25 protein-coding genes are annotated in these 25,226 nt (G+C 73.2%); 12 read left to right on the plus strand and 13 right to left on the minus strand.

Going from position 1 to position 25,226, the window contains the following annotated elements; all coding sequences use genetic code 11:
• Nucleotides 1-5: 5 nt before the first annotated feature.
• Complete coding sequence (locus ACIPJI_RS14285) at nt 6-1,088, minus strand: LLM class flavin-dependent oxidoreductase (protein ID WP_307711007.1); 1,083 nt, start codon at nt 1,086-1,088, stop codon at nt 6-8.
• Nucleotides 1,089-1,233: 145 nt separating this feature from the next.
• Nucleotides 1,234-1,518: a phosphopantetheine-binding protein gene (locus tag ACIPJI_RS14290; protein ID WP_307711008.1), complete on the minus strand. Its 285-nt coding sequence runs from the start codon at nt 1,516-1,518 to the stop codon at nt 1,234-1,236.
• Nucleotides 1,519-1,812: 294 nt separating this feature from the next.
• Between ACIPJI_RS14290 and ACIPJI_RS14295 the strand changes: the two genes are divergently transcribed.
• The 9 genes from ACIPJI_RS14295 to ACIPJI_RS14335 all read left to right on the plus strand — a co-directional run bounded on the left by ACIPJI_RS14295 (nt 1,813) and on the right by ACIPJI_RS14335 (nt 11,884).
• A complete protein-coding gene (locus ACIPJI_RS14295; RefSeq protein WP_005321629.1) occupies nt 1,813-2,634 on the plus strand; it encodes an AfsR/SARP family transcriptional regulator in 822 nt (273 codons plus the stop codon).
• A 71-nt stretch (nt 2,635-2,705) separates the two neighbouring features.
• Nucleotides 2,706-3,509, plus strand: coding sequence for a thioesterase II family protein (locus ACIPJI_RS14300; RefSeq protein ID WP_402246417.1), 804 nt, complete (start codon nt 2,706-2,708; stop codon nt 3,507-3,509).
• 11 nt (nt 3,510-3,520) lie between these two features.
• The gene (locus ACIPJI_RS14305; protein ID WP_402246419.1) at nt 3,521-4,789 is read left to right on the plus strand and encodes a beta-ketoacyl-[acyl-carrier-protein] synthase family protein; all 1,269 of its coding nucleotides are present in this window, start codon (nt 3,521-3,523) and stop codon (nt 4,787-4,789) included.
• Entirely contained in the window at nt 4,786-6,069 is a 1,284-nt protein-coding gene (locus ACIPJI_RS14310; protein WP_402246420.1) for a ketosynthase chain-length factor, read from the plus strand. The genes ACIPJI_RS14305 and ACIPJI_RS14310 overlap by 4 nt, the downstream gene beginning before the upstream one ends.
• 26 nt (nt 6,070-6,095) lie before the next feature.
• Nucleotides 6,096-6,359, plus strand: coding sequence for an acyl carrier protein (locus ACIPJI_RS14315; protein WP_307711199.1), 264 nt, complete (start codon nt 6,096-6,098; stop codon nt 6,357-6,359).
• On the plus strand, nt 6,356-7,651 hold the full coding sequence (locus ACIPJI_RS14320; protein WP_402246422.1) for an FAD-dependent monooxygenase: 1,296 nt from the start codon (nt 6,356-6,358) through the stop codon (nt 7,649-7,651). The genes ACIPJI_RS14315 and ACIPJI_RS14320 overlap by 4 nt, the downstream gene beginning before the upstream one ends.
• Nucleotides 7,648-9,279, plus strand: a complete 1,632-nt coding sequence (locus ACIPJI_RS14325) for an FAD-binding oxidoreductase (protein ID WP_402246424.1) — start codon at nt 7,648-7,650, stop codon at nt 9,277-9,279. The genes ACIPJI_RS14320 and ACIPJI_RS14325 overlap by 4 nt, the downstream gene beginning before the upstream one ends.
• 56 nt (nt 9,280-9,335) lie before the next feature.
• Nucleotides 9,336-10,583, plus strand: coding sequence for an acyltransferase family protein (locus ACIPJI_RS14330; protein WP_402246426.1), 1,248 nt, complete (start codon nt 9,336-9,338; stop codon nt 10,581-10,583).
• Nucleotides 10,580-11,884, plus strand: a complete 1,305-nt coding sequence (locus ACIPJI_RS14335; protein ID WP_402246427.1) for a cytochrome P450 — start codon at nt 10,580-10,582, stop codon at nt 11,882-11,884. The genes ACIPJI_RS14330 and ACIPJI_RS14335 overlap by 4 nt, the downstream gene beginning before the upstream one ends.
• Nucleotides 11,885-11,992: 108 nt before the next feature.
• On the opposite strand, the gene ACIPJI_RS14340 is transcribed toward ACIPJI_RS14335, so the two are convergent.
• Together ACIPJI_RS14340 and ACIPJI_RS14345 are read right to left on the minus strand one after the other, a co-directional pair.
• Entirely contained in the window at nt 11,993-12,229 is a 237-nt protein-coding gene (locus ACIPJI_RS14340; protein ID WP_356622811.1) for a DUF6059 family protein, read from the minus strand.
• Complete coding sequence (locus ACIPJI_RS14345) at nt 12,226-13,371, minus strand: acyl-CoA dehydrogenase family protein (RefSeq protein ID WP_356622810.1); 1,146 nt, start codon at nt 13,369-13,371, stop codon at nt 12,226-12,228. Before ACIPJI_RS14345 ends, ACIPJI_RS14340 begins: the two co-directional genes overlap by 4 nt.
• A 169-nt stretch (nt 13,372-13,540) precedes the next feature.
• On the opposite strand from ACIPJI_RS14345, the gene ACIPJI_RS14350 reads away from it, so the two are divergent.
• Nucleotides 13,541-14,488: an MBL fold metallo-hydrolase gene (locus ACIPJI_RS14350; protein WP_402246429.1), complete on the plus strand. Its 948-nt coding sequence runs from the start codon at nt 13,541-13,543 to the stop codon at nt 14,486-14,488.
• A gap of 74 nt (nt 14,489-14,562) precedes the next feature.
• Here ACIPJI_RS14350 and ACIPJI_RS14355 read toward each other — a convergent pair whose 3' ends face one another.
• From ACIPJI_RS14355 to ACIPJI_RS14380, 6 genes are all read right to left on the minus strand, one after another.
• Nucleotides 14,563-15,024 carry a nuclear transport factor 2 family protein gene (locus ACIPJI_RS14355; RefSeq protein ID WP_356622808.1) on the minus strand — a complete coding sequence of 154 codons (462 nt, stop codon included), beginning with the start codon at nt 15,022-15,024 and terminating at the stop codon, nt 14,563-14,565.
• A gap of 23 nt (nt 15,025-15,047) precedes the next feature.
• Nucleotides 15,048-16,295, minus strand: a complete 1,248-nt coding sequence (locus ACIPJI_RS14360; RefSeq protein ID WP_402246431.1) for a glycosyltransferase — start codon at nt 16,293-16,295, stop codon at nt 15,048-15,050.
• Entirely contained in the window at nt 16,292-17,500 is a 1,209-nt protein-coding gene (locus tag ACIPJI_RS14365; RefSeq protein ID WP_402246433.1) for a ketosynthase chain-length factor, read from the minus strand. Before ACIPJI_RS14365 ends, ACIPJI_RS14360 begins: the two co-directional genes overlap by 4 nt.
• On the minus strand, nt 17,497-18,771 hold the full coding sequence (locus ACIPJI_RS14370; protein WP_402246434.1) for a beta-ketoacyl-[acyl-carrier-protein] synthase family protein: 1,275 nt from the start codon (nt 18,769-18,771) through the stop codon (nt 17,497-17,499). Before ACIPJI_RS14370 ends, ACIPJI_RS14365 begins: the two co-directional genes overlap by 4 nt.
• Nucleotides 18,768-19,022 (minus strand): acyl carrier protein, encoded by a 255-nt coding sequence (locus ACIPJI_RS14375; protein ID WP_005321667.1) that lies wholly within the window; start codon nt 19,020-19,022, stop codon nt 18,768-18,770. The genes ACIPJI_RS14370 and ACIPJI_RS14375 overlap by 4 nt, the downstream gene beginning before the upstream one ends.
• Before the next feature lie 76 nt (nt 19,023-19,098).
• Nucleotides 19,099-20,148, minus strand: a complete 1,050-nt coding sequence (locus ACIPJI_RS14380) for a ketoacyl-ACP synthase III family protein (RefSeq protein WP_402246436.1) — start codon at nt 20,146-20,148, stop codon at nt 19,099-19,101.
• A gap of 193 nt (nt 20,149-20,341) precedes the next feature.
• Between ACIPJI_RS14380 and ACIPJI_RS14385 the strand changes: the two genes are divergently transcribed.
• Together ACIPJI_RS14385 and ACIPJI_RS14390 are read left to right on the plus strand one after the other, a co-directional pair.
• A complete protein-coding gene (locus tag ACIPJI_RS14385) occupies nt 20,342-21,349 on the plus strand; it encodes an acyltransferase domain-containing protein (RefSeq protein ID WP_402246438.1) in 1,008 nt (335 codons plus the stop codon).
• 33 nt (nt 21,350-21,382) lie between these two features.
• Nucleotides 21,383-22,414 carry an LLM class flavin-dependent oxidoreductase gene (locus ACIPJI_RS14390; protein WP_402246440.1) on the plus strand — a complete coding sequence of 344 codons (1,032 nt, stop codon included), beginning with the start codon at nt 21,383-21,385 and terminating at the stop codon, nt 22,412-22,414.
• A gap of 184 nt (nt 22,415-22,598) precedes the next feature.
• Here ACIPJI_RS14390 and ACIPJI_RS14395 read toward each other — a convergent pair whose 3' ends face one another.
• The 3 genes from ACIPJI_RS14395 to ACIPJI_RS14405 are packed head-to-tail and all read right to left on the minus strand — an operon-like array spanning nt 22,599 to nt 25,213.
• On the minus strand, nt 22,599-23,342 hold the full coding sequence (locus tag ACIPJI_RS14395) for an SDR family oxidoreductase (protein ID WP_356622801.1): 744 nt from the start codon (nt 23,340-23,342) through the stop codon (nt 22,599-22,601).
• 33 nt (nt 23,343-23,375) lie between these two features.
• Nucleotides 23,376-24,185, minus strand: a complete 810-nt coding sequence (locus ACIPJI_RS14400) for an SDR family NAD(P)-dependent oxidoreductase (protein ID WP_356622800.1) — start codon at nt 24,183-24,185, stop codon at nt 23,376-23,378.
• Nucleotides 24,182-25,213, minus strand: a complete 1,032-nt coding sequence (locus ACIPJI_RS14405; RefSeq protein WP_402246443.1) for a superoxide dismutase — start codon at nt 25,211-25,213, stop codon at nt 24,182-24,184. Before ACIPJI_RS14405 ends, ACIPJI_RS14400 begins: the two co-directional genes overlap by 4 nt.
• Nucleotides 25,214-25,226: the final 13 nt, after the last annotated feature.

Raw genomic sequence — 25,226 nt, forward strand, 5'->3', positions numbered from 1 at the left:
CGCGTTCACGCGGCGGCCACGGCCGCGACGTCGCCGGTGAAGGCGGGGGCGACATGCCGGGCGAACAGTTCCATGGCCCGCTCGGCCCGCTCATAAGGCAGCGGCCCCGGGTTGAACTGCAGGCTCAGGCAGATGTCGTCGCCGTACCAGTCGCGGATCGTCGCGACCTGGCCGCGCACGTCGTCCGGCGTGCCGGCCAGCACCTTGTTCGCCGCCAGCGCCGTATCGAAGTCGTAGGAGCGGGCCTTGTCGGCGAACTGCTCGTAGCCGGGGTACTGCTCCGAACGCGCGCCCGCCCAGGACGCGACCGCCGCCGCCATCTGCTCCACGTAGTTGCGCTCGCACGCGGCCGCGTCCGCGAGCACCGCGGCCCGGTCCTCACCGAGGTAGCAGGTGTACTTGATCTGGATACGGCCCGGGCCCTCATGGCCCGCGGCCTGCCGCGCCGCCCGGTAGGCGGCCGTCATCTGCGTCAGCTGCTCCTGGCTGGTGACCGACGGCACGACCTGCAGATGGTGGCCCCGTTCACCGGCGAGCGCGCACGAGGCGGCGCTGGTCGCGGACGCCACGAACACCGGCGGGTGCGGCCGCTGATAGGGACGGGGATATCCGGTGACCGGCCCGAAACGGTGCACCTCGCCCTCGAAGCGGACCTCCTGGCCGCTCCACAGCGCCACACACGCCTCGACGACCTCCGTGAAACGGGTCCGGCTCTCCTCCATGGGCACGTTGAACAGCTCGAACTCGTCGGGCAAAAAACCGCGTCCGAAGCCCACGTCCAGCCGCCCGTGGCACAGGTTGTCCAGCAGCGCCAGACGCGCCGCCAACTGCACCGGATGCGCGAACGAGGCGATCACCGCGCCGGTCACCAGCCGTATGCGGCTGGTGCGCGCGGCGGCGGCCGTCAGGAACACCACCGGGTCGGGGCTGTAGCCGCCGTAGGGGGAGCCGTAGTGCTCGACCGTCTGGACGTGCTCGAAGTCCAGCGCCTCGGCCAGCTCGACCAGCTGAAGACTTTCGTCGTAATAGGTGCTCGCACTCTTCTTGACCGGGTCGACGACCGGGAAGAAGTTGACGCCGAATTCCATGGGGGCTCCGTCCGGTGATCCGATTCCGGCTTCACGAAAAAGCCTGGTACATCTCTTCGACTATCGGACCTTAGACGGTGCGGGCGGACTGTGCGGGGCGCGCGAGCGGGACTCCAGCCGCCGTATGAGAGGCCTTGAGTTGTTTTCAGGGCGTGCGCGGCGAACGCTCCTGGGAAAGCAGCTGCCACCAGTGCCCCAGCGTCGGACGGGCCATCAACTCGGGAAAGCCGACCTCGATGCCGCGCCGGTGCCAGGCGGAGATGAGCCGCATGGTGCTGATCGAGTCCAGCCCGTGGTCGACCAGGTCCTCGTCGTCGCCCGGCAGTTCCGCCGGCTCCAGCCGCAGACAGCCGGCGACCATCTGCCGCAGCAGCTGCCGGGTCAGCGGATCCGCTCCCGGCGGCACCTCACACTCCGAATACGTCTCCATGCCGCCGAAAGTAACAGCGCCGCCCGGCAGTAAGGAAGACGCTTCGGCTATTGCTCATTCAGGTGGTCAGCCATGTGTCAGTACCGCGTCAGACACCCCCCGGCACAGAACTGCTCGACAGCCGCTGGAGATTACTCAGGCAGCCCGGTCGAAAGAAGCTACGGTGCATCTCGTCCATGGATAGTGAAGAAAGGACAGCGGGCCCCCAGTGGCGCAATATCGACCGCGCCTCGGATACCGATTCGTAAACCGGCTCGGAAGCCGAGCGCAGGCCGTCGAGGTACGGAGGAAACCATGAAGATTCAGGTTCTGGGTCCGCTGAGTGGCCACGTCAACGGGATGTCGATCGTTCCTACGGCGGGCAAACCGCGGCAGATCCTGGCGCTGCTCGCCCTCTACCCGGGCCGGGTCATGCCCGTGCCCACACTCATGGAGGAGATCTGGGGCACCGAACTGCCGCTGAGCGCACTCACCACACTCCAGACGTACATTCTCCAGCTGCGCCGCCGGCTGGGCACCGCCATGGGACCCGACGTCCCGGGCACCGCGAAGGACGTGCTGGCCACCCGGCACGGCGGCTACCTGCTGCAGATCCCGCCCGAGGCAGTCGACGTCCACGAGTACGAGCGCCTGGTCGCCGAGGGCCAGCAGGCCTTCGACGACGGCGAGGACGAACGCGCCGCCCGCACCTACCGGCAGGCGCTGGATCTGTGGCAGGGCACCGCACTGGTCGACGTACGCGTCGGCCCGATCCTCGAAATAGAGGTCATGCGGCTGGAGGAGAGCAGACTCGTGACCCGCGAGCGCCGGATCGACGCCGATCTGCGCCTGGGCCGCCACGTCGAAGTGATCGCCGAACTCACCGACCTGATCGCCCGTCACCCCCAGCACGAGGGCCTGCACTCGCAGGCGATGGTGGCGCTCTACCGCTCCGGCCGCCAGGCCACCGCGCTCGACGTCTTCCACCGGCTGCGCCGGCGGCTGATCGACGAGCTCGGCGTGGAGCCCTCGCCGCAGCTGCAGCGCCTGCACCAGGCGATGCTCGCCGTCGACCCGCAGCTCGACGTGTCCTCCACCCCCCGGCGCACCTCCACCTTCAACCTGTACGCGGCCTGAACCACCGGCGCGGGGGCGGTGGTTGGCTGATTCGAGCCGTTCTCCAGGCCCGTCCGCGAAGGTCGGTGCCCATGAACGGATCCGTGCACACAGCAGCCGCGGGAGGCGGCCCCGCCCCGGCGGGCCGCCCACCCCTGCGGCTGTACTGCTTCGCGCACGCCGGCGCCGGGGTCACCGGCTTCGCCCGCTGGCCGACCCTCTCGGGCCCGGACATCGACATCCGCCCCGTGCTGCTGCCCGGCCGTGACTCCCGGCGCCACGAGCGCCGCCCGACCACACGCACCGCGCTGCTCGAGGACCTGCTCGGCGTCCTGGCCGACGCTGCGCACAGCAGCCCCTACATCCTGTACGGGCACAGCCTGGGCGGCATGGTCGCCTACACCCTCGCCCGGGCCCTGACCGACAAGGGCCTGCCGCCTCCCGTGCTCCTCGCGGTCGGCGCCTGCCCGCCGCCGGACGCGGCCCTGGCCCACCACAGCGGCGAGTTGAGCGACGAGCAGCTCCTCTCCTTCCTCGGCGACCTGGGCTCCGCGCCCACCGGCCTGCTCGCCGACCCCGACAGCGTGTGGCACCGCACGGTGCTGCCCGTCCTGCGGGACGACCTGCGGCTCGGCGCCGACCTGCGCGCCGCCGCCAACGACCCCGCCACCGGAGGCCCCCTGCCGGTGCCGGTCCTGGCCGTCGACGGCCGGGACGACCGTGTGGTGGACGCGCAGACGATGGACGGCTGGCGGCGCTGGACCACCGGCCCGCTGGTGCGGCGCACCGTCCCGGGCGACCACTTCTTCGTACGCGGCCGGGAGATCCCCCGGCTCATCGGGCGGGCCTGCCGTGTGGCGCGGCGCACCGCGCCCCTATCTGGAGGACAACTGTGAGGGACCAGGCGATGAGACGGGTCGTCATCACCGGCATAGGCGTCGTCGCCCCCGGCGGCGTGGGCACCCGGAACTTCTGGGACACGCTCACCGCGGGACGCACCGCCACCCGCGGCATCACCCTGTTCGACGCATCCGCCTACCGCTCCCGTATCGCGGCCGAGGCCGACTTCGACGCCGCCGCGCACGGCTTCGGCCCCGGCGAGGCCGCCCGCCTGGACCGGGCCGCCCAGTTCGCCCTCGTCAGCGCCCGCGAGGCGCTCGCCGACAGCGGCCTGAGCGCCGACCTGCCCGACCCGCTGCGCACCGGCGTCACCCTCGGCAGCGCCGTCGGCTGCACCACCGGACTCGACGAGGAGTACGCGGTCGTCAGCGAACACGGCTCGGCCTGGGAGGTCGACCACACACGGGCCGTCGCCCACCTCTTCGACTACTTCGTGCCCAGCTCGCTGGCCGCCGAAGTGGCCCGCGCCACCGGCGCCCAGGGCCCCGTCTCCCTCATCTCCACCGGCTGCACCTCCGGCCTGGACTCCATCGGCCACGCCGTCGACCTGATCCGCGAGGGCAGCGCCGACGTCATGGTCACCGGCGCCACCGAAGCACCCATCTCGCCGATCACCGTCGCCTGCTTCGACGCCATCAAGGCCACCAGTCCCCGCAACGACGACGCGGCCACCGCCTCCCGCCCCTTCGACCGCACCCGCAACGGGTTCGTCCTCGGCGAAGGCTCGGCCGTCCTGGTGCTGGAGGAGTTCGAACACGCCCGCCGCCGCGGCGCCCACGTGTACGCGGAGATCTCCGGGTTCGCCGGCCGCAGCAACGCCTACCACATGACCGGCCTGAAGGCCGACGGCGCCGAGATGGCCGAGGCGATCACCGCCGCCCTCGACGAGGCACGCCTCGACCCCACCGCCGTCGACTACATCAACGCCCACGGCTCGGGCACCAAGCAGAACGACCGGCACGAGACCGCCGCCTTCAAACGCAGCCTCGGCCACCACGCCCGCACCGTCCCGGTCAGCTCCATCAAATCGATGATCGGACACTCCCTCGGCGCGATCGGGTCGCTCGAGGTCGCCGCCAGCGCCCTGGCCATCGAGCACAACACCGTCCCCCCGACGGCGAACCTGCACGAACCGGACCCGGCCTGCGACCTCGACTACACCCCCCTCACCGCCCGCGAACAGCGCACCGACACGGTCCTCAGCGTCGGCAGCGGCTTCGGCGGCTTCCAGAGCGCCATCGTCCTGACCAGGCCGCAACTGCAGGAGGCAGCATGACCACGGCCCTGGCCGAACACCGGGCCACCGAGCACACCGTGCGGTCCGCGCAGGCCACCGCCCCGCGCACCACCGCCACCGTCGTCACCGGCATCGGCGTCGCCGCACCCAACGGACTGGGCACCGAGGCCTGGTGGCAGGCCGTCCTCGCCGGCGAGAGCGGCATCCGCCCCCTCACCCGCTTCGACGCCACCCGCTACCCGGTCCGCCTCGCCGGCGAGATCGACGGCTTCGTCGACGCCGACCACCTGCCCAGCCGGCTGCTGCCGCAGACCGACCGCGTCACCCGCCTGTCGCTGGCCGCCGCCAAGGAAGCCCTGGACGACTGGGGCCAGGACGTGGCCGCCCTGCCGGACTACAGCGCCGGCGTGGTCACCGCCAGCTCCGCCGGCGGCTTCGAGTTCGGCCAGCGCGAACTGCAGGCCCTGTGGAGCAAAGGCGGCCAGCACGTCAGCGCCTACCAGTCCTTCGCCTGGTTCTACGCCGTCAACACCGGCCAGATCTCCATCCGGCACGGCCTGCGCGGCGCCAGCGGCGTCGTCGTCACCGAACAGGCCGGCGGCCTCGACGCCCTCGCCCAGGCCCGCCGCCGGATCCGCAAGGGCAGCCGGCTCATGATCAGCGGCGGTGTCGACTCCGCACTGTGCCCCTGGGGCTGGGCCGCCCACCTGGCCGACGGCTCCATGAGCACCGTCACCGACCCGGCCCGCGCCTACCTGCCCTTCGACGCGGCGGCCTCCGGCCACATCGTCGGCGAGGGCGGCGCCCTGTTCGTCCTCGAGAACGGCACGGCCGCCCGCGCCCGCGGCGCCCGCACCTACGGCACCTTCGCCGGATACGCCGCCACCTTCGACGGCCCCGGCACCCCCCGCCTGGCCGACGCCGCCCGCCTCGCCCTCGCCGACGCGGGCCTGCGCCCCGACGAGATCGACGTCGTCTTCGCCGACGCCGCGGGCACCCGTGACGCCGACCGGGCCGAAGCCGCCGCCCTGAGCGCCCTGTTCGGCCCGCACGGCGTACCGGTCACCGCCCCCAAGACGATGACCGGCCGGCTGCTGGCCGGCGGCGCCCCCCTGGACGTGGCCGCCGCCCTGCTCAGCCTGCGCGACCAGGTCATCCCGCCGACCACCGGCACCCGGCACCCGGCCGACGACTGCCCGATCGACCTGGTCACCGCCCCCCGCCACGGCATGAGGCTGCGCAACGCGCTGGTCCTCGCCCGCGGCCGGGGCGGATTCAACTCCGCGGCCGTACTCAGCCAGGGCCCCGGACCGCAGTGACACACGTGGAAGAGGAGACAGACGCCATGGACCACCTGGAACTGGACGACCTGAAGGCCCTGCTGCGCGAGTGCGCCGGCGTCGAGGAAGGCGTCGACCTCGACGGCGACGTCCTCGACGTCCCCTTCCTCGCCCTCGGCTACGACTCACTGGCCCTGCTGCAGACCACCGGCCGCATCGAACGCGACTACGACGTCACCCTCGACGAGGAGGGCCTCGACGAGGCGGAGACCCCCCGCGACTACCTGGCCCTGATCAACCGGGCCCTGTCCGCGCGGACCGCGGTGTGACACCGGCCGGGCCGGACAGGGCGACCGGGCCGACCCCCGAGCCCGCCGACGTCCTCGTCGTCGGCGCCGGCCCGGCCGGGCTCGCCCTGAGCCTGATGCTGCTGCGCTCCGGGGTGCAGGTCACCCTCGCCGAGAAGTCGACCACCTACCGGCGCGACTTCCACGGCGAGATCCTGCAGCCCGGCGGCCAGCGCATCCTCGACCAGCTCGACGTGCTGGACAGCGCGACGCGGCGCGGCGCCCGCACCCTCGACGGCTTCCAGGTCCTCGAACGCGGCCGCGTCCTGCTCGACATCGACTACCGGCGCCTCGATCCCCCCTACGGCCGCCTCCTGGCCCTGCCCCAACGCCACCTGCTCGAAGAACTCCTCACCGCCTGCCACCGGCTGCCCGGCTTCACCCACCTGCCCGGCCACCGCATCAGCGCCCTGCGCGGCGACCGCGACCGCTGCACCGGAGCGGTGTTCACCGGCCCCGCCGGAGCGCGCACCACCGTGCCCGCCCGGGTGGTCGTCGCCACCGACGGACGCTTCTCCAAGACCCGCACCCTGGCCGGCATCGGCGCCGGCCGCACCGAGGCGTTCGACCAGGACATCGTCTGGTTCACCCTGCCCGCGCCCGGCCGCGCCACCGGCCGGGTCCGCATCCACCGCGCCGCAGGCACCGCCGTACTCGTCCACGACACCCACCCCGACCGGCTCCGCGTCGGCTGGGTCCTGCCGCACGGCGGCTGGCAGGCGGCCACGGCCCGCGGCATCGCCCCCATCAGGGACGAACTGGCCGCCGCCGTCCCCGAACTGGCCGACCTCCTGCACGAACACCTCACCGGCCTGTCCGACCTGGCCCTGCTGGACGTGTTCGCCGCCGACGCCGAGGAATGGGTACGCGACGGCCTCGTCCTCGCCGGCGACGCCGCCCACACCCACGGCCCGCTCGGCGCCCAGGGCATCAACCTCGCCCTCCAGGACGCCGCCACCTTGCACCCGGTCCTCCTCGACGCGCTCGCCGCGGGCGCGTGCACCCGCGAACGGCTCGCCCCCTTCCAACGGCTGCGGGCACCCGCCGCCGCCAGGGTCACCCGCGTCCAGCGCCTGCAGGCCAAAGCGTTCCTCGGCAACGCCGGACCCGCCGCCACCTACCTGCGCTCCCGCGCCGCCGCCCTGGTCTCCCGCACCCCCCTCGGCGCGCACCTCACCTCCCGTATCGCTTTCGGCCCCGTACCCGTCCAGGTGCGGACCGACCTGTTCACCGCCGCCCCCCGACCCACCCAGAAAGGTGCACGGTCAACATGACTGCTCCGAGCCGTCGGCGTTTCGTCACCCAGGCGCTCACGGCGGGCGCCGCCGCCGGCCTCACCACCGCCGGCCTCGCACCCGCCGCCCGCGCCACCACCGACCCGGCCCCCGCCCCCGCCCCCGCGGTCCAGGTCACCCCCGACGACCCGCGCTACGCGGCCCTGTCGGTACGCGGCAGCAACAAACGCTTCACCGCCCACCCGGACGCCTTCTGCCTCCCCACCACCACCGCCGACGTCGTCCACGCCGTCGGCCAGGCGGTGCAGCGCCGCCGGCGCATCGCCGTACGCAGCGGCGGCCACTGCTACGAGAACGTCGTCGGCGACCCGGCCGTCCAGCTCGTCATCGACCTCGCCGCCATGAACGCCGTCACCTACGACCCGAGGCGGCGCGCCTACATGGTCGAAGCAGGCGCCCAGCTCATCGACGTGTACAAGAGCCTCTACTACGGCTGGGGCGTCACCCTGCCCGGCGGCGCCAGCGCCACCGTCGGCTTCGGCGGCCACATCACCGGCGGCGGATACGGCGCCCTCAGCCGCTCCTTCGGCCTCGCCAGTGACCACCTGTACGCGCTCGAGGTCGTCGTCGTCGACGCCTTCGGCCGGGCCCGCGCCGTCGTCGCCACCCGCGAAAGCGGCGACCCGCACCGCGACCTGTGGTGGGCCCACACCGGAGGCGGCGGCGGCAACTTCGGCATCGTCACCCGCTACTGGTTCCGCTCCCCGAACGCCCACGGCGACGACCCCGCACACCTGCTGCCCCGCCCGCCCGCCACCATCGTCTCCAACGCGGTGATCTACCCCCGCGACGGCATGGACCAGGCCGCCTTCGGCCGCCTGCTGCACAACCACGGCCGCTGGCACGAGGACAACAGCGACCCCGCCTCCCCGTACAGCGGTCTCTACAGCGGACTCGTGCTGCCCGGCCGGCTGAAGGACAACGACCCCGGGCAGAGCGCCATCGCCTTCACCCACCTCGACGGCACCCTCCCGGGCGCCCGCGAACTGCTGGACCGCTACGTGGGCGCGCTGACCGACGGCGTCGGCGTCACCCCGTACATCACCGACACCGCGAGCGAGCCGTGGCTGACCGCGACCGTCGCGCTCGCCGAGTCACAGGACACCGACAAGGGCCGCCACAAGATCAAGTCGGCCTATCTGCGCCGCGCGTTCACCCGCGCCCAGACCGACGCCCTCTTCACGCACCTGAACGCGACCGACCACCGCAACGACAGCGCCTCCGTGTCCCTCCAGTCCTACGGCGGCCGCACCAACGCCCTGCCCGCCGGCGCCACGGCCAGCGCGCACCGCGACTCCGTCCTCAACGTGATCTTCATGAACACCTGGCAGGACCCCCAGGCCGACACCGTCAACATCGACTGGCTGCGCCGCACCTACCGGGACGTGTTCGCCGCCACCGGAGGGGTGCCCGTCCCGGGCCGCGGCAGCGACGGCGCCTACATCAACTACCCGGACATCGACCTGGCCGACCCCCGCTGGAACACCTCCGGGGTGCCCTGGCACCACCTCTACTACAAGGACAACTACCCGCGCCTGCAGCGCATCAAGGCGAAGTGGGACCCGCGCGGCGTCTTCCGCCACGCCCTGTCCGTCCGCCCCGCCTGAGCACCACCCGCTCCACCCAGTCCCCGAAACCACCACACACGACGGGAGCGACCGGGATGTCCGTCCCCTCCTCGCCCACATCGACATCGTCCGCCGGCATAGCGAAACTCCCCTCGCTCACCGGCTACCGCTTCATCCTCTTCAACGCGGTGTTCTGGACCCACACCCTCGCCGCCGCCCGCTTCTTCGAAAGCGAGTACGTCAACAACCTCGGCCACATCTGGCCCTACGGCACCACCGCCCTGGCGTCGTTCTTCATCCTCTCCGGCTTCGTACTGACCTGGGGCGAGTCCTGGCGCAACGGACTCGGCCGGTACTGGCGCGCCCGCGCCGCGAAGATCTTCCCCGGCCACGTCGTGATCTGGGCGCTGACCCTGATCCTGCTCGCCGTCGTCGGCCCCCTCGCCATGATCGGCCCCACCGACGTCGGCCCGGCCGTCGCCAACCTCTTCCTGGTGCAGGCCTGGATCCCCGACCCCGCCTACCTGATGAGCGTCTACGGCATCAACTGGTCGGTCTCCTGCGAGATCGCCTTCTATCTCGCCCTGCCGCTGTTCATCCGGCCGCTGTTGAAGATCCCGGCCAACCGCCTGTGGGTCGCGTTCGCCGTGCTGGTCGGCCTCGTCATCGCCATCCCCGCCGTCATCAACTCCATGGTCGGCGGGCCCGTCTGGCCGTTCTGGGCGCCGCTCTCCTTCGACCAGGCGTGGATGGTCTACTTCCTGCCCCTCAGCCGCCTGCCGGAGTTCCTGCTCGGCGTCGTCCTCGCCCGCATCGTGCAGACCGGCCGGTGGCCCCGGATCCGCGGCCGCTGGATCTTCCTCGCCACCGCCGTCGCCACCTACCTGGTCTGGCTCGCCGTCGACGGAGCCCTGCCCGCCACCTACGCCAGCAGCGGCATCATGTCCATCACCGTCTGCCTGTTCATCCCGCTCATCGCCCTGCGCGACATCGACGGCCGCTCCTCGTTCATGGCCCGCAAGAGCTGGGTCGCCCTCGGCGACGCCTCGTACGCCACCTACCTGGTGCACTGGCCCGTCCTCGCCGTCGCACGCGAAGTCGTCGGCCCCACCGCCAAGTTCGGACTCTGGGCCGGCTGGGGCATCGTGCTGGCCACCCTGGTCGTCACCCAGGCACTCGGTCTGCTCCTGTGCCGCTACGTCGAACGGCCGCTGATGCTGCGCCTGGGCAGGCCGGGCAGCAGCCGCATCCCCACCGTGACGGTGACCCCCAGGCCCGCCACCGCCGGCGCCTCGGCCACCGCCACCGCCTCGGCCGCGGCTCCCGCCAAGGAACCGGCGTGACCACCACCGCCCCCGAACCGGCCGCCCCCGCACCGGCGGACACCGGCCACACAGCACCGGCGGCCCCCGGACAGGCGGACACCTGCCCGGCGGCCGCCGGGCAGGCGCCGGCGTTCCCCTTCGACACCGAGCCCGGCGCGCCGCTGGCGGTCCCGCAGGAGTTCACCGCCCTGCGGGCCCGGTGCCCCGTCCAGCGGGTCCGCCTCCCCTACGGCGGCGAGGGCTACCTCGTCAGCCGCTACGCCGACGTGAAACAGGTCCTCGCCGACCGGCGGCTCTCCCGGGCCGCCACCGTCGGCAAGGACGTGCCCCGCACGGTCCGGGAGGTCACCGCCCCCGGACATCTGCTGGCGATGGACCCACCGGAACACACCCGGCTGCGCCGCCTGGTCGCCGCCGCGTTCACCGAACGCAGCATCCAGCGCCGGCGGCCCCGCATCCAGCGGAACGTCGACGATCTGATCGACGGCCTGCGCGCCCTCGCCGCCGGCGGCGAACCGGTCGACCTGGTCGCCCACTTCTCCATGCCGCTGCCGATGACCGTCATCTGTGAACTGCTCGGCGTCCCGCCCGGCGACCGGCACTACTTCCAGCGGGTCGCCGAAGTCGCCTTCAGCAACGGCGCGGTCGACCCGCAGGAGATGCAGCAGGTCGGCGAGGCCTTCGGCACCTACCTGTCCGGGCACATCGCCCGGCTGCGGGAGCGTCCCGGCGACGATCTGATGTCCCAGATGATCGCCGCCCGCGACGAGGACGAGGACCGGCTCTCCGAGGCCGAACTCATCAGCCTGGCAGGCACGCTCCTGCTCGCCGGCTACGAGACCACCGCCGCCGAGATCTCCAACTTCGTGTACACGCTGCTCGAGCACGACCGATGGGCCTGGCTTGCCCGCCACCCCGAGCACCTGGACACCGCCGTCGAGGAACTGCTGCGCTACATCGCCCTCGGCGGCGGGGACGTGCTGCCCCGACTTGCCACCGAGGACATCGAGATCGGCGGCACCGTCCTTCCCGAGGGCGCCTCGGTCATCGCGGCGATGATCTCCGCCAACCGTGACGAGAGCGTCTTCGCCGACGCCGACGTGCTCGACCTGGAACGCAGCCCCAACCCGCACGTCGCCTTCGGACACGGCCCGCACCACTGCACCGGCGCCCAACTGGCCCGCCTGGAACTGCGCCTGGCCCTCGCCTCGCTGCTGCGGGCCTTCCCCGCACTGCGCCTGGCGGTCCCCGCCGCGCAGGTCCCCTGGCGCCAGGGCTCCCTGGTCCGCGGCCCGCAGCAGCTCCTGCTGCGCTGGTAGACGAGCGGCACACCACGGCACACGGCGCAAAGAAAAAGGGGGCCCGGCGGACAGCGACGTCCGCCGGGCCCCCTTCTTCCCGCCGTGCCCGGACGGGCAGCCGGCCGGTCAGCCGACCCGCTGCCAATCCCGCAGCAGCGCCCGCTCCAAGGCCGTCAGCGGCACATCCGGCCGCAGCCGCTCCGGATGCCCCGCAGGCGGCCCGAGCAGCAGCGGCGGCCGCCCGGCCGCCGCCCGCGCGCTCTCACCCGCCAGATACACCCCGCCGCAGGCCACCAGGCCCTGCCACACCGGCCGCAGACACCGCCGCACCACCCGCAGCGGCCACCGGCCACCGGCCCTCACCGCTCACCCGCCACGCGGCCCGCGTAGGCGGCCGCCGCCGGGCCCAGCTGGAGCACCACGTGCCCGGCCGCCGAGTGCACATCGCGCCACAGCCGCTGCAGCGGGCTGCTCACGCTGTGCCCGCTGGTCCCGGAGGCCGCGAAGAGCCGGTCCACGACCCGTACCAGCATCTCGGCGGCCAGGGCGCAGTCGCGCTGCGCGCGGGTCGTCTCCAGCGGCGTGGGCGCCGTGTCCCGGTCGGCGACGCGGGCGACCCGTTCCAGCAGCAGGCGGGCCGCGTCCAGTTCGCCCGAGCAGCGGGCCAGCGTCTCCTCGTAGAAGCCGCGCCCCGGGCCGGGGCCGGGGGTGTAGGAGGCGGAGCGCAGCTTGGGCGCCGCGGCCGCCGACCACAGCTCGAGGGCGCCTTCGGCGGCACCGAGCATCGGCAGGCCGAAGAACAGTCCGTTGACGGCCGGCAGCGGCACCGCGTGGCAGCCGTCCACACCCTCGGGTGCCCGCCCGGCCAGCAGGTCCTCCGCGGCGAAGCTCAGCTCGTCGGCGACGAACACGTCCTCGGCGATCAGCGTGTTGCTGCCGCTCGCGCGCATCCCCACGTCCGACCAGGTGTCCGCGGTGCGGAACGCGTCGCGGGGGAGTGCGAACAGCCGTGGCCGGGGCCGGCCCCCGCCCGCCGCGGCCGGGGCCGTCACCAGCGCCCAGTCGGAGTGGTCGACGACGCTGACGTACGGCCAGGTGCCGCTGACCTGCCAGCCGCCGTCCACCGCGTGGGCCCGGCCCACCGGGGAGACGGAGCCGACGATCACCGTGTCGGGGCCCTCCCGCCAGACCTCCTTGCGGCCGGCCTCGGGAAGGTAGGCGGCCATCCGCGACAGGCTCGCCACGATCGAGGCGCTCCACGCGGTCGCCGGACAGCGCGCGCCCAGCGTGGTGATGCCCGTGGCCAGCTCGGTGAACGTCGCCGCCGCCCCGCCGTGCGCGGCGGGCACGAAGTGCCGGGCGAAACCCGCCCCGACCAGGGCGCGCAGCACATCCGCGTCGACACGGCGCGCCTGCTCCGCCTGCTCGGCCCGTTCGGCGGCGAGCGCTGCCACGGCGGGCGCGGCCTCCGCCACACCGGACCCGCGCCGGAACTCGTCGGTCATATCGGCTCTCCCTTCCCTTGCGCTGCGCGGCCCCCGCAGCGGGCCGTCACCTCGCAACGCTCCAGGGGACCGGTCGCAACCTGCTCAAATGCGTCTGGAGAGTCCAGGGCGCCACAAGCGGACCGCACCACACTCGGCCTGTTCCCGACGTCCGCCGTGAGGAGAGGCCGTGCCGTCCAGCACCACCGTCCCTGTCCAAGCCCCCGCGCCCCCCGGACGGGCGACGGAGGTCGCACCAGGCGTCCACGCCTACCTCCAGCCGCCCGGCGGCTGGTGCCTGAACAACGCGGGCATCATCGTCTCCGGCGGCGAGAGCGCCCTCGTCGACACCGCCGCGACCGACTCCCGCGCCCGGCACCTGCGCACCACCGCCCTCGCCCTGAACGGGGCGAGCGCCCCGCGCACGGTCGTCAACACCCACTTCCACGGCGACCACGCCTTCGGCAACCACCTGTTCCCCGAGGCGCTCGTCATCGGCCACGAACGCACCCGCAGCGAGATGATCGCCGCCGGGCTGCACCTGACCGGCCTGTGGCCCGACGTCGACTGGGGGCACATCGAACTCGCGCCGCCCACCCTCACCTTCACCGACCGCCTCACCCTGCACATCGGCTCCGTGCGCGCCGAACTGGAGCACATCGGTCCCGCGCACACCTCCAACGACACCGTCGTGTGGCTGCCCGAGCAGAAGGTGCTGTTCACCGGCGACCTGATCATGAACGGGGTGACACCGTTCTGCCTGATGGGCTCGATCGCCGGCTCACTGGCGGCCCTGGAGCGGCTGCGGGCCTTCGGCGCCACCACGATCGTCCCCGGCCACGGACCGGTGGCCGGGCCCGAGGTGTTCGAGCAGACGGAGGGCTATCTGCAGCTGGTGCAGCAGCTGGCCCGCGAGGGCCACCGGGCGGGCAGGACCCCCGTCGAGACCGCCCGCGGCGCCGCCCTCGGCCCCTACGGACAACTCCTGGACAGCGAGCGCCTGGTGCCCAACCTGCACCGCGCCTACGCCGAACTGGACGGCACCCCCGCAGCGGACCGGCTGCCCATGCCCGTCATGCAGACGGCGCTCGGAGAGATGATCGAGTACCACGGCCGGCTGCCCTGCTGCCTGGCCTGAGCACCAACGACACGTCAAAGGGGCGGCCCGCCGGCGGGCCGCCCCCTTGACGTGTCTGCGTGTGCCCGGCGGTGTCAGACCACGTAGTCCGGGCTGACCTTGCGGAACTTGGTGCGCAGCTCACCGTCCTCGTAGGCGAGGACATCGGTGACGAAGCAGCTCGGGCCGACCATCGGCTCAAAGACGCCGGGCCGGGTCTGCAGCACCACCGCGTAGTACTCGGTGCGCAGCGTGCCGTCGTCCTGGGGGAAGACCTGGAGCATGTTGAACCAGTGGCGGCGCTGCACCGGGTCGGCGGCGTGCCGGGTGTTCTGGTACTCGCGGATCGCCGCGGCGATCGCGGTACGGCCCACCAGCGGGTCGGCGCCGGGCCGGTGGTCGAAGACACCGTCGCCGGTGAACGACGCGGCGAACTCCTCGGCCCGCATGGTGTCCAGGTGGCGCACCTGGCCGGCGTAGAACTGCTGCACCTGTGCGTAGAGGGCGCTGATGTCGCGGTCGGTGGACGGGGCGGTCGCCACGGTGGAGCTGGTCACGGGAATCTCCTGGGGTCAAGACGTCATGGGTTGCGCGTCGTCACGGACCGCACGGCGCGGTCCAGTACCTGCGCGGGACTGGGCTGGGCGGCCATCTCCGCGCTCACTTCGGCGGCCGCGCCGGCGAACGCCGGTTCGGTGAGCAGCTGCTGGACCAGGGCGCGCAGCCGCGGCCCGTCCGCCTCTGCCGGATCGAGCATCAGACCGACCTTGCGGTCCACCACCCGGCGGGCCACCAGCGGATTGTCGGAGCCGCCCGGCAGGACCAGCTGCGGCACCGCGTAGTGCAGAGCGGTCGCCATCGTGCCCGAGCCGCCGTGGTGCACCACCAGCGAGCAGGTGGAAAGGAACGTCGACAGCGGCAGGAAGCCCGCCACCCGCACGTTGCCGGGCAGCTCGCCGAGCTTGGACAGGTCCGTCGAGTGGTCGGCGAGGATCACCTCCACGTCCAGCTCGCCCAGCCCGTGCAGCAGCGACGCCAGCGCGCCGCCGTCCGACAGGAGCGGGGTGACCGTGCCCAGCGTCAGACAGATCCGCGGCCGCTCGGGGCGGACCAGCGCCCACGCCGGCAGCTCCACACCGCCGTTGAACGGCACGTAGCGCATCGGCCACCACGGGGTGCCGTCGCGGGCGTCCGGCTCGTCCTTCGCCAGACCGCCCATGCTCGGCGCCCGCGGGTCGATCCGGGCGATCAGCTGCGGCTCACGGTCTCCGATGCCGAGCTCGGCGCGCAGCGCGGCCACCACGGGGGAGTCGTCGGCGACGATGCCGCTGCGGTCGTTGTGACCGGAGGTGCCGGTCACCTCCGGATCGCGCATCGACCACGAGACCCGGTTGCCGACCTCCAGCGCCGGGATGCCCAGCGCCACGGCCGCCATCCGGCCGGCCTGGTGGTCGGAGGTGTAGACGATCAGCTCTGCGCCGAAGTCGCGGCCCGCGGTGATCGTGCCGCCGGTGGAGGCGAGCGTGAACAGCTCGAACGGCTTGAGCTGCCCGGCCAGTTCCCAGTAGCCCACGGGCAGGTCCGGGTCCTCGAAGTCGGCGGAGCCGGGCCCGGGGGCCTTGCCGGCGGCGGCGAGCATCAGGTCCGCGCCCACGTCCCGCTGCGGGAACACGTTCGCGATCGGCAGGCCCGACTCCGCGCCCACCTTCGTCATGTAGGCGGTGGTGGCCACCAGGATCTCGTGCCCGGCGGCCCGCGCCGCCCACACCAGCGGCACCAGCGGCAGCATCAGCCCGTAGCCGGGCGCCGCGGCGAACAGGATCCTCATGAGCGCACCACCATCGCCGAGTTGTAGCCGCCGTTGCCCCGGGCGACGACGAGCGCGGTGCGCAGCTCGGCCCGCCGCGGCCGGCCCGTCACCAGGTCCAGCCGGTAGTCGTCCGGCACATCGGCGACATGCGCGGTGGCCGGGATGATCTGGTCGCGAAGCGACAGCAGCGCGGCGACCACGTCCAGCGGCGCACCGCCCGCGTACAGCCGCCCCGTCAGCGCCTTGGGCACGCTCACCGGCACCCCCCGCGGGCCGAAGACGCCGGCCAGCGCGTCGGCCTCGATACGGTCCAGCTCCGGCACGCCGCTCGCGTCCGCGAACACCACGTCCACCTCTTCGGGCGTGATCCGCGCGTCCTTCAGGGCGCCGCGGATCGCGGCGGCCAGCGCCGGCGGCCTGCCGGAGCCGGGCCGCGGGTCGAACGTGGCCGCGTGGCCGGCGAGTTCGCCGTAGACGGTGGCGCCCTCCCGTTCCCGGGCCGCCTGCGCGTCCTGAAGGATCAGGTACGCGCCGCCCTCGCCCGGCACGTAGCCGCTGGCCGCCGTGTCGAAGGGCAAGAAGGCACGCTGCGGGTCGTCGACCTCGCTGATCCGCCCGGTGGCCAGGTGCGACACCCAGCCCCACGGGTCGTAGGAGGACTCCACCCCGCCCGCGATCGTCAGCGGCGTGCCGCGGCGTATGGTGCGCCGCGCCAGCGCGAGCGCGTCGAGGCCGCCCGACTGGTCGGCCACCAGCACACTGCCGGAGCCGCGCATGCCGTGGCGGATCGAGATCTGGCCGGTGTTCGCCGCGCAGAACCAGGCGAACGACTCGTACACGCTGACGCTCTCCGGCCCCTTGGTCCACAGCTTCTGGATCTCACGGTGGGTGAACTCGAAACCGCCGTGGGCGTTGGAGGAGATCACCCCCATGTCCAGGTCCGGGACGGACTCCAGGTCGATGCCCGAGTCCTCGATCGCCGCCTGCGCCGCCACCAGAGCCAGCCGGGTCACCCGGTCGGTCTGCGGCAGCAGCCGGCCCGGCAGCGCCTGCGCGGCCTTGAAGTCGCGGATCTGCCCGGCGAGCCGGGACGGGTAGCCGCGGGCGTCGAACCGCTCGAGCGGGCCGATACCGCTGCGCTGCTCCAGCGTCGCGGTCCAGAACTCCTCGGTGGACTGCCCGTTGGGGGCCATGACGCCGACCCCGGTGAACACCACTGTCATCGCGTCGCTCCTTGCAGCCTGCGGACAACCATCGCGCTCTGGAACCCGCCGAAGCCGCTGCCGACGGTCAGCGCCGTGTCGACCCTGGCCTCCCGCGCCGTCAGCGGCACGTAGTCGAGGTCGCACGCGGGGTCCTTCTCGTGCAGATTGGCCGTCGGCGGGATGACACCGTGCTCGATGGCCAGCGCACAGGCGGCGATCTCGATCGAGCCGATGGCACCGAGCGAGTGCCCGATCATCGACTTGATCGAGCTGACCGGCGTCGTGTACGCGTGCTCGCCCAGCGCCCGCTTGAACGCGCCCGTCTCGTGCAGGTCGTTCTGCCGGGTGCCCGAGCCGTGCGCGTTGATGTAGTCCAGGCCGTCCCGCTCGACGCGGCCCTCGTCCATCGCCGCACCGATCGCCTCGGCCATCTCCCGGCCCTTGGGGCTCAGCCCCGTCATGTGGTAGCCGTTGCAGCGGTTGGCGTAGCCGGCGATCTCGCCGTAGATCCTCGCTCCGCGCCGCCGGGCGTGCTCGAACTCCTCGAGGACGAACATGGCCGCCCCCTCGGCGATGACGAACCCGTTACGGGTCGCGTCGAACGGGCGTGCCGCGGTGGCCGCGTCGTCGTTGCGGGGCGTCGTCGCCTTGATCGCGTCGAAGCAGGCGACCGCCAGCGGCGTGATCGCCGCCTCCGTCGCCCCCGCGAACACGACGTCCGCGCTGCCCTCGCTGATCAGCTGGTGGGCGTTGCCCACGGCGTCGATGCCCGACGTGCAGCCCGTGGACACGGTGTTGACCGGCCCTTCCGCGCGCACGTCCCAGCCGACCTCGGTGGCGATCGTCGCCGGCGTGAAGTAGTCGAACAGATGAGGGGACGCGTACGCGTGGTCGACCAGCCAGTTCCTGCCGGTGTCGGAGAGCACCAGATACTCCCGCTCCAGGCTGGTGGCCGCGCCGATCGCCGTACCGACGCTCACCCCGGTCCGCGCCGGGTCGACGGCATCGAGGTCCAGGCCGCTGTCGGCGAGCGCTTCGCGCGCGGTCACCAGCGCGAACTGCGAGGCACGGTCGAGACGGCGGGTCTCACGGTGGCTCAGCCCGTGCGCCGCCGCGTCGAAGTCGACCTCGCCGGCGACCTGGGAACGGAACTCGGACGGGTCGAAGGCGGCGATGCGGCGGGTCGCGGTGCGTCCCGACGTCATCAGGTCCCAGAACGCCTTGGTGCCGTCGCCGCCGGGGGCCAGGACCCCGATCCCCGTGATGACCGTCCGGCGCCGCCCGCTCATGCGGCGGCGACGGAACGCGAAAGCTCCGCCACGGTGTCGAGCAGGACCCGCGGCGTCTCCACGGTCGCGATGTCCTCGTCGGCGATCACCACACCGAACTCCTGCTTGATCCGGCCCGCGGTCTCCATCAGCGCCAGCGAGTCGTAACCGAGGTCGGCGAACGGGGTGTCCAGGATGTCCCCGTCCAGGCTCCCGGTCTCGTCCTCACCGGCGCACTCGACGAGGATCCTGCGGAGATCATCGATGGTCATGAAAATCTTCTCCCTCTCGTGAGCCGGCCCCGGTTGGCGGGGCGGCGGCATACCTTCCGGACTGTGCGGCGAGGCGCTACAGGTCTGCTTGAGCGGCGGCGGACGCCGGCCAGACGGGCACATCGGTGAACTCCACGACCGCCGCCGACCAGGTGAAGCCGCCGCCCACACCCAGCAGCAGGGCCCGTGTCCCCGCCCGCGCCAGCCCGCTCTCCACCAGATGCGTCAGACCGGCGAACTGGTCACCGGCACCCAGGTGCCCGATCCCGCGGCTCCAGGACCACAGCGTGCGGTCGGGGTCGATGCCGTAGCGGCGGAAGAAGTTCACATCCAGCCGGCGCCGGCCCAGGTGCGGCAGCACGAACCAGTCGATGTCCGCCTGCTGCGACTTGGCCTCCTCAAGGGCCCGCTCGATCGTCTCCGTCTGCGCGTTCGCCATCCGCGCGACCGACCGCTGACCCTCCGCGGTGCGCAGATACACCCGCGTGGTCGCCTCGAAGTCGACAGGAGAGCGCACCGCCAGCGGCGCGTCGCCCGGCGGGTCCTCGCCCCGGTGCATCTCCTCGAGAGACGGCTCCGACACCAGCACCAGCGACACCAGACGCGCGAAACCCCGCCCGCGGGCCACGACCGTCGCCGTCGCCCCGTCCGCCAGGACCGTGCCCGGATCGGTGCGCCAGCGGTCGATGCCCGGCGCGCAGAACCGGTCCGCCGTCGTGATCATCGCGGCGGGCGCCCCCGTGGCCGTCAGATGCGCGGCCGCCAGCTCCAGCGCCGCCATGCCGCCGTTCGACGTCTGGCGCACCTCCATCGCCGGGCAGCGGTTGCCCACCCCCAGCTGCTGGACGTACGACGCCGGCGCCCACATGTCGTAGCCCTGGTGATAGAGCGACGCGTGCAACAGCAGCCCGATGTCGTCGGGCACCACACCCGAACGCCCCAGAGCCGTACGGGCCGCGGCGACCGCCATGTCCGGCGGGCTCTGCTCGCCCACCGTCACACCCGTGCTCTGCATCCGCCGCACGGACACCGCGTCGACCAGGCCGCGGGCGACCGCCTCCTCGGCGGGCATCACCGCCGGCAGCCGTGTGGCGCAGGCGCGCAGATAGACGTCGTCCCACCGCACCGTCGCATCCCTTCTCGGGCACCTCGCCGGGCACCCGGCACCGGCCGAGCCTCGCCCCGCACGATGGACCCCCCCTCGAGCCGCACTGGGACAGGGCCCCGGCCCGGCCGGGATTGGACCGGTCCTCGAGCGAACCTCCACGCGCGCACGGCAGGTTGACGCCGACCACCCGGACACCGCAGAAGGGCCGCGCATGGACACCTTCCTCGAGGCGCCCCGCGACGTGGTGCTGCTGCTGCCCGGCCAGGGCGCGCAGTACCCGCGCATGGCCGCCGGACTCTACGACAGCGACCCGGTGTTCACCGACGCCGTCGACCGGTGCCTGGCCCTGTTCCCCGACGGCGACACACTGCGCGACGACTGGCTCGCCGAGCACCCCGCCATCGGCATCGACGACGTACGCCGCGCCCAGCCGCTGCTGTTCACCCTCGACTACGCGCTGGGCCACATGGTGCTCTCCTGGGGCGTACGCCCGGCCGCGCTGCTCGGCCACAGCGTCGGCGAACTCGCCGCGGCCACCCTGGCCGGCGTGTTCACCATCGAGGACGCGGTGGCCGTCATGCACGACCGGGTCACCCGCATCGCCCCCACCGAACCGGGCGGCATGCTGACCGTCGCCGGCACCCCCGACGACCTGCGCCCCTTCCTCGCCCGCCACCCGCACATCGCGATCGGCGCACGCAACGCCCCCCGGCAGACCGTCCTCGCCGGCCTGACCGCCCCCCTGCGGGCCATCGCGGCCGACCTGCGCACCGCGGGCATCACCACCCTGCCGGTCGCCGCCCACCACCCCTTCCACAGCCCGGTCCTCGCACCGCTGTTCAGCGACCTGACGCTGTACCGGAAGATCACCGCCCACCCGCCGCTCTTCCCGCTGTGGTCGGCGTTCACCCGCACCCGGCTGGAGGCGGACACCGTCGCCGACCCGGCCCTGTGGGCGAGCCACCCGGTCGCCCCCGTGCACTTCTGGCCCACCCTCGACAAACTCCTGTCCACCGGCCGCCACCTGCTGCTGGAGACCGGACCGGGCAAGGGCCTCACCACGATCGCCTGCCGCCACCGCTCCGTGAAAATCGGCCGCCATGCCGCCGCCGCGCTGCTGCCCACCCGGCCCCGCGCCCTGGACGACGACCGGCTCCACACCGACCGCGCCCGCGAACTGCTCCACACCACCACGGCCCTGGCCCCCCAGCCGGCCTGACCGCCCCCCCCGCCCACCAGAAGGACACCGCTCATGCGCCTGGCAGTGAACCTCCCCTACCAGGGGGCCGGCGAACTGGCCCGCGAGGCCGAACGCCTCGACTACGACATCGCGTTCGCCTCCGAAGGCCTCAGATCCGATGCCGTCAGCGTCCTGGGCCTGGCCGCCGGCCTGACCAGCCGCATCGCGCTCGCCTCCGGCATCATGCAGATCCCCGCCCGCCCGCCGGGCGCCGCGGCCCTGTCCGCCGCCACCCTCCACGCCCTGAGCGGCGGCCGCTTCCGCCTCGGCCTCGGCGTGTCCAACCCGCACGTCTCCGACGGCTGGTACGGAGTCGACTTCGCCCACCCCCTGGGCCGCACCCGCGAATACGTCGACATCGTCCGCCGCGCCCTGGCCGGCGGCCCCGTCCGCTACGACGGCACCCACTTCAAACTGCCCGCCCACGGCCTCGGCGGAGCGCCGCTGACCATCCTCACCGAACGACCCGACACCCCCATCCCCGTCTACCTCGGCGCGGTCGGCCCGCAGAGCCTGCGCCTGGCGGGGGAGATCGCCGACGGCTGGGTCAGCGGCTTCACCACCCCGCAGCTCGTCGCCGACTCCGTCACCCGGCTCGCCGCCGGCCGCGAACGCGCCGGACGGACCCTCGACGGCTTCGAGGTCATCCCCTACACGGCCGTGTCCGTCGCCGACGACCTCGCACAGGCCGCAGCGCCCCTGCGCATGCACTACACCGGGCTGCTCGCCATCGGCGGCGCCGACAACTTCTACTGCCGCCTCGCCCGCGGCATGGGCTTCGACGCCGGCATCGACGCCTTCCAGGACCGCCTGGCCGCCGGCGACCGCCCCGGCGCCGCCGCCGCGATCCCGCTGGACTTCATCGACGCGACCGCCCTGCTCGGCCCCGTCGGCCGCATCGCGGACCGCATGCACGCCTGGGCCCAGGCCGGCGTCACCACCCTGAGCGTCCTCGTCTCCGCGAACGACACGCCCCTCGAAGCACGCAAGCACACCCTGGCGGCCGCGGCCGAGGCCTTGGAGAAGGCCGGCCTGCGCACCTGAAGCCCCGCCCGACCGCCCGGCGGCAATCGCACCAGGCCGGCCCGGGAACGCTCGCCGGCCGCCCACCGGCCGGAGCCCGGCCAGGGACGGGGTGCCCCGTTCCCGGCCACGGCAGCGCGCCGACTAAGCCCCGGCCCCCGCCCCCACGGGAACCGGGGCAGGGGCCGGGGCCGGGCCGGGCGGGTCAGCGGACCAGGGTGCCGCCGCCGTCGACCATCAGGACCTGGCCCGTCGTGTACGTGGCGCGGATCAGCGACAGGACCGCTTCCGAGACGTCCTCCGGCCTGCCGACCCGCCGCAGCGGGGCGACCGCGGCGACCTGCTCGGCGATGGCCGCGAAGAAGTCGCTGCCCTCGGTCCAGCCCGTCTCCACCAGACCCGGCGCGACCGCGTTGACCCGCACCTGGGGGCCCATCGCCACCGCGAGGAGACGGGTCATGTGCTCCACGGCCGCCTTGCTCACCGCGTACGGGATCGAACTGCCCGTCGGCCGGCTGCCGGCCACCGAGGAGACGTTGACGACGACGCCCTCGCCGCTCTCACGCAGCGCCGGCATCGCGGCCACCGTCGTCTGCCAGGTGCCGAAGACGTTCAGGTCGAAGATCTCCCGCCACACCGCCGGGCCCGCCGCCTCCAGGTCCGCGTGCGGAACCGCCCGCGTCACACCGGCGTTGTTGACCAGGATGTCCAGGCGCCCGTAGTGCTCGACGGCACGGGCCACCAGCCGGCGGGCCTGATCCTCGTCGGAGACGTCCGCCTGGACGTACAGGGCGTCGGGCAGCGACGCGGCCACCTTCTCGCCCGCCTCCACCGAACGCGCCGAGTTGACGACGACGCTGATGTTCTCGGCGGCCAGCCTGCGGGCCACCGTCTCGCCGATGCCCGTCGACGAACCCGTCACCAGGGCGACGCGTCGCTGAGTGCTCATATCAGGTGCTCCCTGCTCTCGAGGACGGGCCGGTCAGTAGTTGCCCAGGCCGCCGCAGACATTGAGCGCCTGCGCGGTCACGGCCGCCGCGTCCTCGCCGACCAGGTACTCGACCATCGCCGCGACCTCCCGCACCTGCACGTAACGGCCGTTGGGCACCCGGGTGGTGATGCGCTCGTACGCCTCCTGCTCGGTGACCCCCCATGCGCCCGCGTAACCGGCGCGGACCTTTTCCGCCATCGGCGTCTCGACGAAACCGGGGCAGACCGCGTTGACCGTGATACCGGTACGGGCCAGCTCCAGGCCGAGCGCCTTGCTGAAGCCCACCACCCCGTGCTTGGAGGCCGAGTACGGGGCGGCCAGGACCACGCCCTGCTTGCCGCCCGTCGAGGCGATGTTGATGATCCGGCCGCGGCCCGCCTCCTGCATACCGCCCGCCGTCAGCACCTCCTTGGTGACCCGGAAGACGCTGGTCAGATTGGTGGCGATGACGTCGGTCCACAGCTCGTCGGTGATCGTCGCGGTCGGACCGCCGCCGCTGCGGCCGGCGTTGTTGACCAGGATCCGTATCGGACCGTGCTGCTCGACGACCGTGCGCACCAGCTCGGTGATCTGCTCCTGCTCCCGCACGTCGCACACCGACCCGGTGACCGCGAGCCCTTCCTCCACGAGCTCCTTGACCGTGCTGCTCACCGTCTCCGGCGAACGGCCGCACAGATGCACCGGCGTCCCGGCCGACGCCAGCCGCCGCACGATCTCCAGGCCGATGCCGCTGGTGCCGCCCGTCACCAGCGCGACCCGCTGCTCCTGTGTCCCGCCCTGGCCCTTGGTGGTCTCGCTCATGCCGTCTCCTCCTGTGTGTGTGCGCTGCGGTGGGTGCGCCGTACCAGGGGCACGGCGGTCGAGTGGTACGGGGTCTGATGGGTCGGCGTCGTCGGGCCGAAGTTCGACACGTAGAGCCTCTCGCCGTGGACGGCGACGGCCGACGGCCCGTCGAAGTCGGGGTCGGTGATCCGGGTGACCGGCACGGCACGGGTGCCGGCCGCGTCCAGCCGCAGGACATCGACCGCGTCGCGCTGGGCGACGTACGCGGTGGTGCCGTCGAGCCGGATGCCGTTGCCGGACGGCAGCGCGGCGCCGCCGAGCGGGATCCGCCGGGCGATGCCGGTGGCCGGATCCACCCGCATCAAAGAGCCCCCGGCGAGCAGGTGCACCACGATCAGCGCCCGGCCGTCCGGCGTCGGCGAGATCCCCAGCGCCGTCACCTCGCCCGCACCGCCCTGCACCCAGTCACCCGACAGCGGCACACTCTCCACCTGCCGCGCCGGCGGCAGTTCACCGCGCGGCCCGAGAGGGATCCGGTACAGCACCGGGCGGAAGGCGTCGGTGACATAGGCGGCGTCCGCCAGCACCGCCACATCGGCGACGACCGTGCCCTCACCACCCAGCCGGTACGTGGCGAGGTCCTGGCCGGTGGCCACGTCCATCACCCGCGCCAGGCCGCTGTAGGCGCCGCTGATGAACAGCCGCCCGCGGCAGTCGAACGCGATGCCCGCCGCACTGTTGCCCTCGCCCAGGTCGGGGGAGATCACCTCGCCCCGGCCGGTGGCCAGATCGGCCCGGTAGATCTCCCCGCCGAACAGGGACCCGTAGTACGCGTAGGGCAGCCGGCCGGCGGCGACACCGCCCGGGTGGAACCCGGTCGGCAGCTCGATCCTGACCGGCCAGGCCCGCGTGCCCCGCGGCCCGGTCCCCGCCCCGGGCGGTGCTGCGGCCCACGCGCTCGCGGAGGCCGGGCCGGCGAGCGCGGCGCCGGCGCCCAGGGCGGCGCCCAGCCCCAGCAGGCGACGCCGGGACAGTGTGGTGTGCATGGCGAATGTCTCC

Origin of the sequence: Streptomyces sp. NPDC086835, assembly GCF_044745705.1 — a bacterium.
Lineage (GTDB): Bacteria > Actinomycetota > Actinomycetes > Streptomycetales > Streptomycetaceae > Streptomyces.